We start from the raw sequence: 15,491 nt of genomic DNA, 5'->3' as shown, positions 1-15,491 counted from the left end.
GTCATATTTATTGAGTACTTTTAGCGAATAAATAATAAATTGCTATAAGGTATCAAATGTTAATAAATAAAATTGGTTTAGTGAGTGTTGTTTCTGCATTAGTGTTATTTAGTGCTGCTAATCGTAGTGTAGCTGCGGATATGGATAGTATTTTAGATACCTTTCCTAAGCAGGGCAGTGATTTGCCCTATTCAGTGTTACGCGCAGACTTAAAAGATGCAAAAACGCTGCAGCCTTTTGAAATACGTAACGGTGGATATGGCTCAGCGATGACTTCTCATCCAACTCAAAAAAATCAATTTTATGCATTAACAGACCGCGGTCCTAATGCCAATCATCAAGGTGATTATGGTAAAGGGAAGAGTTTTCCCGTTGCTGATTACACTCCTCGTATTGGACTATTTGAAGTGAAATTGAATGGCGAAATTGTGCAGATAAAGGACATTTTATTAAAGCGTCCTGATGGCAGTGTCATTTCTGGTTTACCTAATAGCTCTGCGCTAGGAGGGACTGGTGAAACTCCTTATCATGCCGATGGAAGTCCCGTATTAGTGAATGACCAACTACCCTATAACGCTGCAACTAACCCTATTAAACTAGATGATTATGGATTAGATGGAGAGGGACTAGTGGCCTTGAAAGATGGAACATTTTGGGTGAGCGATGAATATGGTCCACATATTGTTCACTTTGACCGTGATGGCGAAGAGATTACACGTATTAATGCCTTTAAAGATGACACGCGTTCGTTGTTACATTTACCTGCTGTATTTCAACATCGTCGTGCTAATCGAGGCATGGAAGGTTTAGCGATCACACCGGATCAAACAACGCTGGTGGGTATTATGCAATCAAGCATGAAGAACCCTGATAAAGCTTCACAAAAGGGCGACCTTACTCGAATTGTTAGCGTCAATTTAACTAATGGTGAAACTGAACAATATCTTTATCGCCAAGAGAAAGCCGAAAATGCTAATTCAGAAATAGCGGCATTAACTGCCAATAAATTTTTAGTGGTTGAGCGAGATGGTAGCTTCCTTTTTGGTGGCCCTAAAAAAGCCAACCCTAATGCACAAAAGCAGGTATATCGAATTGATCTTACTTCTGGGACTGCGCTTTCTAGTGTGTCGTTATCCTCTTCTATGAAAGAAGATGAAAGCCATGGTTTACTGATTGATGGACTGACGTTAGAGCAATATGTGCAAAAGCATGGTTGGGATGCATTGGCGAAACAGGGCATTAAACCAGTCACCAAAAAATTGATCGTTGATATGGTCGAGGAGGTTGGTTATGCACACGATAAAATGGAAGGTTTGTGGGTCATTGATAATCAACATTTAGGCGTATTAAATGACGATGATTTTGCGACTTGGTCAACGGATGGAAAATTAGAGCAAAAGTATCTGGATAAAAACACCGTGGATGCTAACCGACTTTTCATTATTAAAAAGAATTTATTGGCAGAATAAAGCTTTATTCTTCAGGGGACTGTTGTAGCAGCTCCTTGAAGTAAAATCGCTATATACCTTTCAAGGTAATTAATTGTTCATCTTGAAAGGTATCTGCTTCATTATATTAATTTACCTATCAATTTACCTATCAATTTACCTATCAATTTACCTATCAATTTACCTATAAATCAATCAGCCTATTAATCTAATTATGCTTGCTGGTGAAAAACTTACTGTTAAAAAAGAGTATTACTGTACTACTTGCAATCGTAATAGTTAACTATTACCCAATCATGCCACTAATAATATCTTTTCTCTTCACAATAATTGTTTCTTGAATTCGAGTAATAATCGTCATTATATTAGTTAAGCACGCACTCATCTGATTCTTCATTTCAAAAAATGCACCATGGTATTGCACTTATTAATTCACAGCTCAGATGTTCTTTATTATTATCAGCAAGTTAAGTTTTGGTATGTTTTTTGTACCTAAATAATAATGATTAGAATTAATAAACAGGATTAATATTGAGCGAATAATATATCGACTGTTTTATTTACTTCTACAAAGGCTAATGCTGAAGATCATATTTATTCCATTAAGTATGTGTTCAAATATTGATTAGAAGCGATATATACCCGTTATCAATCGATATGCTTTATTCAGTCGTTAGCTTGGACAGCAAGGCAAGGCGTAACATGATGACCTATCGAGCGATTAACTACGTTAATCCTCTGCCGGTAGATGTAAAAACAAGTCTTTACATCTTAAATGGCTAGTCCTTATCGAATGTTGCAACGCTGAATTGCTTTTCGAGCTAACGACCCACAGGGCAAGTTGTGAGGCAAGCATCTTGAATGGTATTGGGTATAGGTTAACCAACAACAACGATCTGTTATTTAGAGGGATGGGCATAAGCCCAATGAAGTTGTTGAATAGCTAGAGGCAAAGTGAGGGCATGGATATGACAATCTATATCATTGTTTTATTACTGATGGTGTTGTGTTTGGTACTGTTACATCACTATAAAAATAAGCAAAAAAATATTACAAACACAGGGCCTAGCTAATATTACTTATTTAAAGTCGTTGATCGGAGCAGTACAAACTTATCGAGGTTTAAGCTCTGCTTGGTTAAACGGAGATCAAAGTAAAAAAGCGATGCTACTTACTTTTGAGCAACAAGCTAATAGTGATATTAAACACTTGCAACAATATATGCTATCCAATCAAGGTGGGCATTGGGATTCCTTTGTGGATCATTGGGGGCGTGTCAATCAGCCAGGTAATACTAATGATGCAGAGAACACCTTTAAACAACATACACAGATGATCGCTAACTTAATATACCTGTTGGAAGATGAAGCGGAGCATAAACATTTAAATGCTATGTCGTTAAAGCAATTAAGGCATATCGGGTTGGTGTGGAGAGAGTTGATAAGAGCAACTGAAACGATTGGGCAGTCTAGAGCCATTGGAGTCGGTGTTGCGACTAAAAAGCAGTGCTCTGATCTGGATAAAGTCCGTTTATCTTTTTTGCAGCAAAAAATGCAAAAAATAATCAATGATGTATTGCCAAAACTAGGTTCACTTGAGAGTGAAAAAGAACAGCATAAACTCTTATTAACGGCTGCGATATCAACAATATTGTGTTTAATGGAAGCAATTGAAAGTAAATTAATTGAAGCGGATAAAATAACCATCAGTCAGAAACAATATTTTACATTGGCTAGCAACAGCATCAAATCACTAGATGACATTTTCAAACATCAAATAGAACAAATAAAGCAGGTTATTTGACTAATATCGTACCTGTCTCTTTATTAAAGTTCTCTATTAAAGTGCTCCATTAAGATTCACCATCTTGGATAGTACCCACCAATAATACTGGTGCTGCATCCAGCTCAGTCGCATCCATCATTGATGCAATACGTTCTACTGCGGATAATAGTTGGCTTTGTTCCCACTCTTCAAGGTGCTGATAACGTTTAATGAAGTGTTCTTGCAAAGGTTGGGGTGACGAGCTGAGAACAATTTTTCCGGTTTCGCTTAATGATAAATGAACTTTACGTTTATCTGTTTTGCTACGCGTTCTGATCACGAAGTCGCGTGCTTCTAAGCGATCGATAATAGTGGTCACAGTGGCGGCACTGAGCGTTATTTCTTGGGCAATTTGTTTGGCAAGCGGCGCTTCTAGTTGAGCAATTTTTCTCATTACTAATAGCTGAGGTCCCGTTAACCCTGATTCTTTATTCAATTGACGAGAGTGAATACTGATCGCTCTGATCACTCGGCGTAAAGAAATTAATAATTGCTCGTGCTTTTCCATAAATTCAACCTTATTTTTTGCGTAGCATAACAAAAATAACCGTAACTCTCATATAAAAAAAGCAGAATAATGAAGGTCATTATTCTGCTTTTTTGATCATCTGCTTAATAATTAACGCAGAAGGTTAAACTTATAAAGTTCTGATGGTATTAATCCATTAACTCAATTTTAGTAAAGTCAATTTTGTTCTCTTTTGGAGAGCGTTCAATATCAGATACTTTACGGTAATGGCCTATCAAGATGTAACCAAAACAACCTAAAATTAAGCCAATTGCTAGCGCGCCTACCCATTGGATTTGTAAAAAATCTAATTTGAATAGTAAAGTTAAAGCGCTCAATAACGTAATGTTACCAACGATATAAGGAATTTTACCAAAGCGTTGTACGGTTAAGTTTAAGTTATCAGTGTATAAACGAACCAGTGAATCAAGTGAATTTATTACAAAGGTAATACCTACAATGACCATAGCTAAGTTATAAAATCCTGCTGTCGAGATTGCATTTGCACTGTAGTAGTAAAGTACAGTAAACCAAATCGCAATTGGGATAGAAGGGAATATCATCATTGCTGCTAGTACTTGATAAGTTCTCATACCACTTACAAAACGAGAGGTAAATTGACCAATCATGATGCTCCAAGCGAACCACCAGAAAAGGTAAAACTCATGGTAGTCATTAAGCGGTAAGACAAAATGATTTATATTAGCAAAGTAATCACCTATCAATCCAAAGGTAGTAAAGAACTCACCAACACTTGAGTTATCAGATAAGAAAGCGCCAGACCACATAATGAGGATTAGTGCAAAGAATAACCAGCTACTACCTAAACTTAAAATGCGTACATAACGAATACTTGTGCTTGAATATACAGCCGCTGCGATCGCTAAGAATACGATTAAGTAAAAGCTACCAACGATCGATTCACCATCACCAATACCTGGTAAATACCAAGGTAAGTTAGTTAATAGTAAGTATGCGGTAAAGGCACAGGTACCAATAATAACAACATTGTTAATAAACTTGATCAGCGGCACTTCGAAAAATTTAACTCTTGGCTCAATGACACAAAAGTAGAAACAAGTCACAAAGTAGAAAGCCCAAATCAAGAATGCCCAAAATCCAAACTCAATAGAGAGCGGATTAGTGAAGCCATATTCAGGACTTGTCGCTATATCCGCATAACCTGCAAACTCAGTGAGCGGGAACATGATCAAACCTACATCTAAACCAGAGGTAAATAAGATTGCGATAAAGGTAAATTTACGCACTGGCGTGACACCAATACATTGCATATTACCCCAACGATATAAGATAAAGGCAATGGCGGCAAAAACGAACAAAATGCCGGTTGATAACCAAAGAGTCATTATGTAGCCTCCCAGTGGATAGTGTTGATAAACATAGATAATTCCTTGTTTTATGTTTTAAAACGCTACGCCATTATTTTTAAGACAGTCTTGCCCTCAAACCTTAAGTATCGTATTGATAATGGATATCGGTCACGATAGTTAAACCCTGAAAAATAACGTAGTTTAATAGGTCATTTGCATTAATTGCTTAGGCTGACCTTTTACCTCGCTTTTGCCATCGTTTGTTGTAACGCATTTGATGACAAAAGATTAAAAGCTGGTGGCTATTAACTAGTTTTACGCTTTGGTGCGGTTAGTCGCTGACTAGTTTGCCAATCATCGGCTACGATTACTTTTGCCGTACTAGGCGCTAGTAATGTCTTCCCTAAAATAATATCTGCTGCTCGCTCTGCGACCATGATCGTTGGTGAGTTTAGGTTACCGTTAGGGATAGTTGGGAAAATCGATGAATCAACAACACGAAGTCCTTCGATGCCATGCACCTTAGTTTCTGAGTTAACTACTGCCATCTCATCTTCACCCATTTTGCATGAGCAAGAAGGATGGTAAGCACTTTCAACAGAGCTTCTGACAAACTCATCAATTTCTTCGTTTGTTTGTATTGTTAGTCCAGGTTGGATCTCTTCACCACGATATTCATCTAAACCCGGTTGATTAATAATTTCACGTGTTAAACGAACACAGGCTCTAAAGCCTTCAATATCATCTTGGTGTGATAAATAGTTGAATTGAATCTGTGGCGCTACATTGACATCACTTGAAACAACTTTGACTGCACCACGGCTTTTAGGCTTGTTATGGCCAATATGTACTTGGAAACCGTGCCCGGCAAACGCTTCTTTACCGTCATAACGCATTGCTGCAGGTAAAAAGTGATATTGAAGATCTGGCCATTCTAAACTCGCTTTAGATCGAATAAATCCACATGATTCAAAGTGATTGGTTGCACCTAAACCTGATTTATTTAAGATCCAACGAATACCAATTAATAATTTATTAAGCGGATCTATTTTACCGTTCAGTGAAATAGGCTTTAAACATTTGAACTGGAAGTAAAACTCAAGATGATCCTGCAGATTTTCACCGACACCAGGTAATTCATGTTGTTGCTCAATACCCGCTGCTTGTAATGTTTCTGCTTTACCGATACCTGATAATTGCAAAATATGTGGCGAGCCAATCGAGCCTGCGCTCAATAACACTTCTTTATTACAAAGCTGATCGATTATTTGTCCCTTCACTTCATAACGAACACCAACTGCTTTTTTATCTTCAAGCAATACTTTATGCACTAATGCGTGAGTCACGACGGTGAGGTTGTTACGTTTCATTGCAGGTCTTAAGTAAGCATTTGCAGTCGACCAACGCACACCATTTTTGACGGTCATGTGCATGGGGCCAAAACCCTCTTGTTGTTCCGCATTATAATCAGCAGTTGCTAAATAACCGGCATCTACACCGGCATCAACAAACGCTTGATATAATGGGTTTTTCATATTGTTGCCATTATTAGTGGCAAGTGGACCTGTGTCACCACGGTAATCATTACCGCCAAATGACCAAGTCTCTGCTTTCTTAAAATAAGGTAAGCAGTGAGCGTAATCCCAATTATCAGCACCTGCTTGCTGCCATTCATCGAAATCACGTGCATGGCCACGTACATAAACCATACCGTTGATTGATGATGAACCGCCTAATACTTTACCGCGAGGGCAATGCATACGACGATTATTCAAAAAGGGTTCAGCTTCAGTTTCAAACTGCCATGCATACTTTTTGGTGTTCATTGGAATCGAGAGGGCAGTTGGCATTTGAATAAAAATGCTCTTATCACTACCACCTGTTTCTAGTAGTAAAACTTGATTGTTTGCATCTTCTGATAAACGGTTTGCAAGTACGCAACCTGCGCTACCTGCACCCACAATAATATAATCATAATTTGTTGTAGTCATAGTCATCCTTAAAATGGGCTTTCAAGATTTTGCATACCAACATATACCGCTTTAATTTGGGTATAAGCTTTTAATGTTTCACTGCCATTCTCTCGGCCAATACCTGACATTTTGTAACCACCGACAGGCATTTCAGCAGGTGAAGCACCGTAAGCATTGATCCAGCAAATACCGGCTTTAATTTGGTGTATCACACGGTGAGCGCGGGTAATATCTTGGGTAAAGACGGCCGCTGCTAACCCTAGGTGAGTATCGTTTGCACGTTTCACAACTTCTTCTTCTTCAGAGAAGGTAAGTACAGACATAACAGGACCAAATATCTCTTCTTTAGCGATTGTCATTTGGTCTGTACAGTCAGTGAAAATTGTCGGTGCTACGAAATAACCGTGAGGGGCATTGTCTGGTTGTAATGCTGTACCGCCAGTCAATAACGTTGCGCCTTCTTTTTTACCTATTTCAATGTAATCCAATACTTTTTGCTGGTGGTCTTTTGAAATCAACGCACCGAAGTTTGTTTCCGGCTGCATTGGGTCACCACAAATAATATTTTGCTGTGTACGCTCAACCAGACGCTCAATGAATTGTGGGTAAATATCTTTTTGTACAAATACACGTGTACCATTGGTACATACTTCGCCCTGTGTATAGAAGTTGCCTAGCATTGCAGCAGAAACGGCATTTTCTATATCAGCATCATTAAAAATGATTAACGGTGATTTACCGCCTAATTCCATGGTCACTTCTTTCAGTGAGCTAGCGGCTGCTGCCATTACTTTTTTACCAGTACCCACTTCACCAGTGAAAGAAACTTTAGCGATATCTTCATTACCGGTTAACCAGGCACCAACGCGTCCATCACCCTGTACAACATTAAAAACACCATCTGGCACACCAGCTTCAGTAAAAATTTCTGCTAGGCGCATCGCCCCGCGTGGTGTTTCTTCTGAAGGTTTAAAGATCATTACATTGCCACAGGCTAAAGCAGGAGCTGCTTTCCAACAGGCAATTTGTATCGGATAGTTCCAAGCCCCAATACCGGCACAAATACCCAAAGGCTCACGACGGGTATAATAAAAATCGTCGCCGACGGTTTGTTGATTACCTTCAATACTTGGCGCGAGGCCTGCAAAAAATTCAATAGAATCAGCGCCTGTTACAACGTCAACTTCTGAAGCTTCTTGCCATGGTTTACCCGTATCTAATACTTCGCCTGCTGCAAGGTCATCATTGTTTTCACGTAATAAAGCCACTGCTTTAAGTAAAATTCGGCTTCGTTCTATTGCTGTCATTGCTGACCAAGTAGCAAACCCTGCTTTTGAGCTGGCGATCACTGCTTGTTGTACTGCTTCTGTCGCAGTTTCTACTAAGTAACTAACTTGCCCTGTTGCAGGGTTAATCACTTCAAATGTTTCACCGGTTCCGTTGGCGATATATTGGCCATGTACGTAATTTTGATAAACGATTAATGATGACATTGATTTTCTCCATACTGCTTAAGAACAGTATTAATAAAGGCTTTAGATAAAATTTGAGCTTGTTTGAAGTCTTCTTCTGGTGCGGGGCTTAACGCACTGCGAAGCCAGAAACCATCAATTACAGCGGCAGTTTGTTTGGCTGCGTCAATGGCTGCTGAAGTCGGTAATAACTGTTTAAAACAAAACAGTAAATTACTGTATAAACGCTGACTATTGATATTTTGCAATCTTGCTAAGCCTGGTTCATGCATCGCTTGAGACCAAAAACTTAACCAGGTTTTTGTTGCTGCACTTGAACGCTGTAATTCGGTAAAGTTTGCTTCGACGATCATTGCAAGGCGATCCACAGGGGATAACTGCTTATCTGAAATTCTGATTAATAATGCTTGTTTTAATTGATCGAGAAGATATCTGAGTGCGGCTTCTATTAAGCCCTGCTTACCACCGAAGTAATGACTAATAATGCCCGACGACATACCTGCTATGGCACTGATGGTATTGATAGTGGTGTGTTGTAAACCATGATGCTCAACTGACGTTAATGTGGCGTCGATCAGTTGCTGTTGTCGCACTTCTTTGACAGCCGGTCTGGCCATAAATAACTTCCCTTTTATTTATTATGAGTCATAAAACGTTATTAATTGAACGTTCAATTAATAACAATCCTAATGATTAGTGCACTAACTATCAAGGTCTAATTTGCATTCCCTTTACATTTTTTGTTAATGGAATGAGTGTTTTTTGTTGCTTTTAAATCTCTTTTTTTGTCATAAGTTATTGTTTAGCAATGATTTGGACCTGTATTTGTAAGCTAAATGTAAAAAAATAGTTGTAGTTAAAATAGTTCTTGTTGTAACTATTTTTTCTGTTTTATTTGTCGGATAGTACAAGTTGTATGTTTTTGTTAAGCGCGATCTTTGTTTGTTATTGGTTAAATTTTACTTAGAAAGGGGAGGAAATGATGTCGTGGGTGTTAATTAAATAGCTTGATTAATGGTATTCGTTTTCGAATACTTTCGAGTTTCATTTGGGGTGAAGGTAATAACTTAAAAATGCTATTGTCGCTTTATTTACTTTATTTACTTTATTTTTTTAATTTTTTAATCAATTTTTTCAAGGTATTACCGTGATTAGCATGTTATTGTGCTTTTTTTGTTGATTTGAATCATTTTGTTTTCGATTGTGATCCATTTGGCAGTATTTTATGTTCGTTCGAACTATATTGCGCTCATAAAGCAGTTGATGTCGCGAGAGGAATATTCTCTTGTATAAAAACTAGCCAATGATTCTTATACCGTCCTCATTTACCCAAGGAATACCCGTTATGTTAAACATTTTTCGGCCAATGGCGCATATTGATCGCCTGCCTGAAAACCAAGTAGATCCATTGTACAAACGCTTACGTTGGCAATTGTTCTTAAGTATCTTTATTGGTTACGCAGGTTATTATTTAGTACGTAAAAACTTCAGTTTGGCGATGCCTTTTTTGATTGAAGAATATGGTTATAGTCGCGGTGATCTTGGGGTTGCGCTGGCATCTGTTTCTATTGCCTATGGGTTATCTAAATTTTTAATGGGGAATATCTCAGATCGTTCTAATCCTCGTTATTTTTTGAGCGCCGGTTTGATGATGTCTGCTTTAGTGATGCTGTGTTTTGGTTTCATGCCTTGGGCAACCAGCAGTATTACCGCTATGTTTATCCTTTTATTCTTAAATGGATGGTTCCAAGGAATGGGGTGGCCTGCTTGTGGTCGAACCATGGTGCATTGGTGGTCGCATAAAGAACGTGGTGGCATAGTGTCGGTTTGGAATGTTGCACATAATGTTGGTGGTGGGTTAATTGGTCCATTATTCCTTTTAGGCTTATGGGCTTTTAATGATGATTGGCGTGCCGCTTTTTATGTTCCAGCTTTCTTTGCTTTATTAGTTGCTGTTTTTACTTTCTTAACAATGAAAGATACTCCACAGTCTTGTGGTTTACCGGCCATCGAAGAATACAAAGATGATTACCCTGATAACTATACAGAGTCTTTTGAAAAAGAGATGACAGCAAAAGAAATCTTCTTTAAGTACGTATTCAATAATAAATTATTATGGTTTATCGCGATCGCCAACGCATTTGTTTACTTAATTCGTTACGGTGTACTTGACTGGGCACCTGTTTATTTAAGTGAAGTAAAAGAGTTCTCTGTTGATAAATCTTCATGGGCTTACTTTTTATACGAGTGGGCTGGTATTCCTGGCACGTTATTGTGCGGTGTAATTTCTGATAAATTATTTAAAGGTCGTCGTGCACCAGCTGGTATTTTATTCATGCTATTAGTAACTATTGCTGTGTTAATTTATTGGTTCAACCCTGCTGGTAATCCAATGGTTGATATGGCTGCCTTAGTTGCGATTGGTTTCTTAATTTATGGTCCTGTTATGTTAATCGGTTTATACGCGCTGGAACTTGCGCCTAAAAAAGCAGCGGGTACAGCGGCTGGTTTAACTGGATTATTTGGTTACCTTGGTGGTGCGGTAGCGGCTAATGCATTATTAGGTTACACGGTAGATATATTCGGTTGGGATGGTGGATTCTTAGTCATCGTAATTGCATGTGGTTTATCTATATTCTTCTTAACGCTTGCTATGTTTGGCGAAAATAAGATCCATAAGCAACGTAAGTTAGATTTAGAAAGTAAAACCGTTTAAGTCTATGTAATTAAATGTTATACATATGAATTAAAACAATCTTAACTTATTGAAATTAAGACTAAAACCCGTATTGGTTCATCGCTAATACGGGTTTGTTTTTTTAACCATAGCAATCTATGAATGCTTAATTGCATTAAGGATTGGTAATAATACCAATACTGTTAAATAGCCGATCATTTTTGTTGGTTAGAATGCTTCACTTCTGCGTTAGAAGTTTTGCAAAGGGAATAACAGTTTAGCGCAATCTTTGCTTTAAACCTTTGCTTTAAATTGAAGCATTTTTCCTGCCCAATGATTGATCAAATAGTTAATAAAGTTGGTATAAGTCAGCCGTTATTTAGCGGTTACATTTTATGATAAGGATGGATCAAACGATGTTTACAAAATTACCCCGTTTTAAAAAATTATGCTTAGGAATAATTGTAGCACTACCTATTATCAGCAGTGCTTATGCAGATAAAATCGTGGTTGCCCATCGTGGTGCAAGTGGTTACTTACCTGAGCACAGCATGGCAGCAAAATCTATGGCTTATGCTATGGGCGTTGATTATATCGAACAAGATGTAGTGATGACTAAAGATAACGCGTTAGTTATTTTACATGATCATTATCTAGATGGTGTTACTAACGTTGCTGATGTTTACCCAGATCGTAAACGTGAAGATGGCCGTTATTACGCTATAGATTTCACCTTGGATGAAATTAAAAAGCTAAATATGACAGAAGCCTTTAAGATCAAAGATGGCAAAGCAACGGCTGTTTATCCTAAACGCTTCCCTCTTTGGAAATCGCAGTTCAAAGTACATACTTTAGAAAATGAAATTGAATTGATTCAAGGTTTGAATGCTAGCACAGGTAACAATGTAGGTATTTATGTTGAAGTGAAAGCGCCTTGGTTACATCGTCATGAAGGTAAGGATATTAGTGCAGCAGTATTAAAGGTCTTTAAAAAATATGGTTATACGAAAAAATCCGACTTAGCTTATTTTCAATCCTTTGATGCGAATGAATTAAAGCGTGTTAAAACGCAACTATTACCTGAATTAGGCTTGGATGTTAAATTGGTTCAATTGATGGCTGAAACCAGCTGGAATGAGACAATGGAATATCAAGATGGTAAGGCGCAACCTTATAATTATGATTGGATGTTCAAACCTGATGCAATGAAAAAGATTGCTGAATATGCTGATGGTGTGGGTCCATGGAAGCCAATGGTCGTTGCTCCTGAGTCCACTAAAGATGAGCTTGTATTCACTTCTTTAGTTAAGGATGCACATGATGCTGGTATGGAAGTTCATCCTTATACTTTCAGGTTGGATGAAGGAAGAATTCCTGCTTATGCAGAAAACTTTGAAGATTTATTAGATATTTTCTACAACAAAGCCAATGTTGATGGTGTCTTCACTGATTTCCCTGATCGTGCGGTTAACTTTTTAAAGCTAGATAAACAATAAATCGAGCGTCTTTCGCATGCTCAATGAAGTTTAATGTGAAAAAAGTCTAATCTGAAAAGCACTTAGCATGTTGTAAGTGCTTTTATTTTTTCCCTATATTCTTTCCTATAAAAGGATAAAATTAAGTCGTTTTTAGACCTATTAAAGCTTGGCTTTAGACGAAGTTACTTCCAAAGGAATGTTATGTTCTTTTAAGATGGCGACAATTTCATCTGGCGGTGTAAGGTCCGTTATTAACATATCTAACTCGCTGATATTTCCTAAGTTAACCATCGCATTACGGCCAAATTTAGTATGATCTACTGCCAAATAAATACGGCGGCTATTCTCTATAATCGCTTTTTTAACACGTACTTCATGGTAGTCAAAGTCTAATAAAGAACCGTCATAATCAATACCACTAATCCCGAGAATACCAAAATCTAGTCGAAACTGTTTAATGAAATCCAGTGTTGCCTCACCGACAATCCCACCATCCTTGTTGCGTACTTCGCCACCGGCGAGAATGACTTTAAAGTCTTCATTACCCATTAAAATACCGGCAACATTAATATTATTCGTTACAACACGTAAATCCTTGTGTTTTTTGACCAATTCTTTAGCAATTGATTCCGGTGTAGTACCAATATCAATAAATAAAGTAGCGCCATCGGGAATGTGTTTGACTAATGCCTCTGCAATGGAGTCTTTTTCATGTGATTGCATTACTTTACGAGCACTATAAGCGGTATTAACAGAGCTTTGTTGTGTTGTTGCTCCACCGTGATGACGGCGTATTTTATTCTCGTCTGCGAGTTCGTTAAGATCGCGTCGAATGGTTTGCGGGCTAACGTTGAAGTGTTCAACTAGATTATCAGTACTGATATATCCATTTTTTTGTACGAGTTTTATTATTTCCTTATGTCTTGTTGTCTGCTTCACGAATATTGTTCCTTGCGTTACTGGCTAAATTCAATAAAACAAGTTTACTGCGCCATCGGTGAATAGCAAGAAATTACAAAATTTATGAGTGCTAGGCAACGCTTTATTTTCGAATTAGAAATAAATCGTCTTTTGTTGCGTGTAATGATGCCCTTTTGAAAAGGGAAGAGGGGATTTATATCAAAAAGAGCATCCTAAGATGCTCTTTTTATTGTTAATTAGTCAATTTTCTCATTAATAAAATCAACTTTATATGTGTGACTTATGGTGTCTCTTCGTTGTTTTCGTTGTGAAGATCAGCCCATACCATGGCACATTTGATTGCTCGTTTCCAACCGTTGTAACGTTGCTGACGTTTTTCTTGCACGGCTTTAGGTTCAAATGAACGTTCTATAGTTGCTTTATCTTTTAGCTCTTCTAAACCATCCCAGAAACCAACAGCAATACCTGCAAGGTAGGCTGCACCCAGCGCTGTTACTTCAGTAACTGCAGGGCGATGAACCGCAGTATTTAGTACATCAGATTGGAACTGCATTAAGAAGTTATTTGCTACTGCACCACCATCAACTCGTAATGAAGCTAGCTGGATCTTTGAATCTGCTTGCATTGCGTCAAGCACATCACGTGTTTGATAAGCAATACTTTCTAATGTTGCTCGAATAATATGGTTAGAATTAGTGCCTCGATTTAAACCTACGATTGTTCCTCGAGCATACGGGTCCCAATATGGTGCGCCTAAACCTGTAAAGGCAGGGACTACATAAACGCCGTTAGAAGAGTCAACTTTAGTTGCAAAGTATTCAGAATCTTTTGCATCCGAGATTAACTTCAGTTCATCACGTAACCATTGGATTGAAGCGCCACCCATGAATACTGCACCTTCCAGTGCGTAAGCTGCTTCACCTCTAGGACCACAAGCTATTGTTGTTAATAGGCCATTTGCTGATGTTATTTTCTCTTTACCTGTATTCATTAACAAGAAACAACCTGTGCCGTAAGTGTTTTTTGCTTGGCCTTTTTCTACACACATGTGTCCGTACAATGCTGCCTGTTGGTCCCCAGCAATACCGGCAATAGGAATACGAGTTCCACCTTTACCACCAATGTTCGTTTTACCGTAAACTTCTGAAGAGCTTTTCACTTCAGCCATCATGGATCTTGGAATGCCGAAATCTTTTAATAGTTTCTCATCCCATTCTAATGTGTTGATGTTGAATAACATCGTACGTGATGCGTTGGTGTAGTCCGTTACATGTACTTTACCCTGTGTCATTTTCCAAATTAACCAAGTATCAACGGTACCAAATAATAATTTTCCAGCTTCAGCATCTTCACGAGCACCCTCTACATTGTCCAAAATCCATTTTATTTTGGTACCTGAGAAGTAAGGGTCAAGCATTAAGCCTGTGTTTTCACGCACGTATTCTTCTAACCCTTGTGCTTTTAATTCTTCACAAATAGCCGCTGTACGACGACATTGCCAAACAATCGCATTATAAACTGGCTTACCTGTTTCTTTGTTCCATACAATTGCAGTTTCACGTTGGTTAGTGATACCAATACCTGCGACTTGATCACTGCTAATACTTGCTTTTGCTAATGCTTCAGTTAGTACGCCACTTTGTGTCGCATAAATTTCCATAGGGTCATGCTCAACCCAGCCTGAATGTGGATAAATTTGTGTGAATTCACGCTGGGAAACACTGACAATGTTGGCATCGTGGTCAAGAATTACTGCGCGAGAGCTAGTTGTACCTGAGTCCAGCGCAACAATATATTTTTTATCTGTCATTATATTTTTCCTTTTTTCAGTTGGTTTGAGTAATATAATCACTCTTTAA

General features: G+C 38.1%; 11 protein-coding genes. 4 read left to right on the top strand and 7 right to left on the bottom strand.

Annotated elements, in window-relative coordinates:
- The first annotated feature begins 56 nt into the window (after positions 1-56).
- Together MT390_RS13905 and MT390_RS13900 are read left to right on the top strand one after the other, a co-directional pair.
- Positions 57-1,469 carry an esterase-like activity of phytase family protein gene (locus MT390_RS13905; protein ID WP_499441726.1) on the top strand — a complete coding sequence of 471 codons (1,413 nt, stop codon included), beginning with the start codon at positions 57-59 and terminating at the stop codon, positions 1,467-1,469.
- A gap of 1,071 nt (positions 1,470-2,540) precedes the next feature.
- Positions 2,541-3,251, top strand: a complete 711-nt coding sequence (locus tag MT390_RS13900) for a nitrate- and nitrite sensing domain-containing protein (RefSeq protein ID WP_499441725.1) — start codon at positions 2,541-2,543, stop codon at positions 3,249-3,251.
- Positions 3,252-3,300: 49 nt separating this feature from the next.
- Here MT390_RS13900 and MT390_RS13895 read toward each other — a convergent pair whose 3' ends face one another.
- The 5 genes from MT390_RS13895 to betI form a co-directional block, all read right to left on the bottom strand.
- Positions 3,301-3,780: a MarR family winged helix-turn-helix transcriptional regulator gene (locus MT390_RS13895; protein ID WP_166372072.1), complete on the bottom strand. Its 480-nt coding sequence runs from the start codon at positions 3,778-3,780 to the stop codon at positions 3,301-3,303.
- A gap of 149 nt (positions 3,781-3,929) precedes the next feature.
- Positions 3,930-5,147 (bottom strand): BCCT family transporter, encoded by a 1,218-nt coding sequence (locus MT390_RS13890; RefSeq protein WP_499441723.1) that lies wholly within the window; start codon positions 5,145-5,147, stop codon positions 3,930-3,932.
- A gap of 269 nt (positions 5,148-5,416) precedes the next feature.
- Positions 5,417-7,102 (bottom strand): choline dehydrogenase, encoded by a 1,686-nt coding sequence (gene betA, locus MT390_RS13885; RefSeq protein WP_499441721.1) that lies wholly within the window; start codon positions 7,100-7,102, stop codon positions 5,417-5,419.
- Positions 7,103-7,110: 8 nt separating this feature from the next.
- Entirely contained in the window at positions 7,111-8,577 is a 1,467-nt protein-coding gene (gene betB / locus MT390_RS13880; RefSeq protein ID WP_166372075.1) for a betaine-aldehyde dehydrogenase, read from the bottom strand.
- Complete coding sequence (gene betI, locus MT390_RS13875; protein ID WP_499441719.1) at positions 8,565-9,173, bottom strand: transcriptional regulator BetI; 609 nt, start codon at positions 9,171-9,173, stop codon at positions 8,565-8,567. The genes betB and betI overlap by 13 nt, the downstream gene beginning before the upstream one ends.
- Before the next feature lie 728 nt (positions 9,174-9,901).
- Here betI and glpT point away from each other — a divergent pair.
- Entirely contained in the window at positions 9,902-11,272 is a 1,371-nt protein-coding gene (glpT, locus tag MT390_RS13870; RefSeq protein ID WP_166372077.1) for a glycerol-3-phosphate transporter, read from the top strand.
- A gap of 377 nt (positions 11,273-11,649) precedes the next feature.
- Positions 11,650-12,729, top strand: coding sequence for a glycerophosphodiester phosphodiesterase (glpQ, locus tag MT390_RS13865; protein WP_499441718.1), 1,080 nt, complete (start codon positions 11,650-11,652; stop codon positions 12,727-12,729).
- A gap of 141 nt (positions 12,730-12,870) precedes the next feature.
- Here the strand turns inward: glpQ and MT390_RS13860 are convergent, their stop codons facing one another.
- Together MT390_RS13860 and glpK are read right to left on the bottom strand one after the other, a co-directional pair.
- Positions 12,871-13,650 carry a DeoR/GlpR family transcriptional regulator gene (locus MT390_RS13860; RefSeq protein WP_499441716.1) on the bottom strand — a complete coding sequence of 260 codons (780 nt, stop codon included), beginning with the start codon at positions 13,648-13,650 and terminating at the stop codon, positions 12,871-12,873.
- 262 nt (positions 13,651-13,912) lie between these two features.
- The gene (gene glpK, locus MT390_RS13855; protein WP_499441715.1) at positions 13,913-15,442 is read right to left on the bottom strand and encodes a glycerol kinase GlpK; all 1,530 of its coding nucleotides are present in this window, start codon (positions 15,440-15,442) and stop codon (positions 13,913-13,915) included.
- Positions 15,443-15,491: the final 49 nt, after the last annotated feature.

It is taken from the genome of Vibrio sp. 2-Bac 85, from assembly GCF_037546705.1.
Classification (GTDB): domain Bacteria; phylum Pseudomonadota; class Gammaproteobacteria; order Enterobacterales; family Psychromonadaceae; genus Psychromonas.
This window is presented reverse-complemented; position numbering and strand designations above follow the sequence as displayed.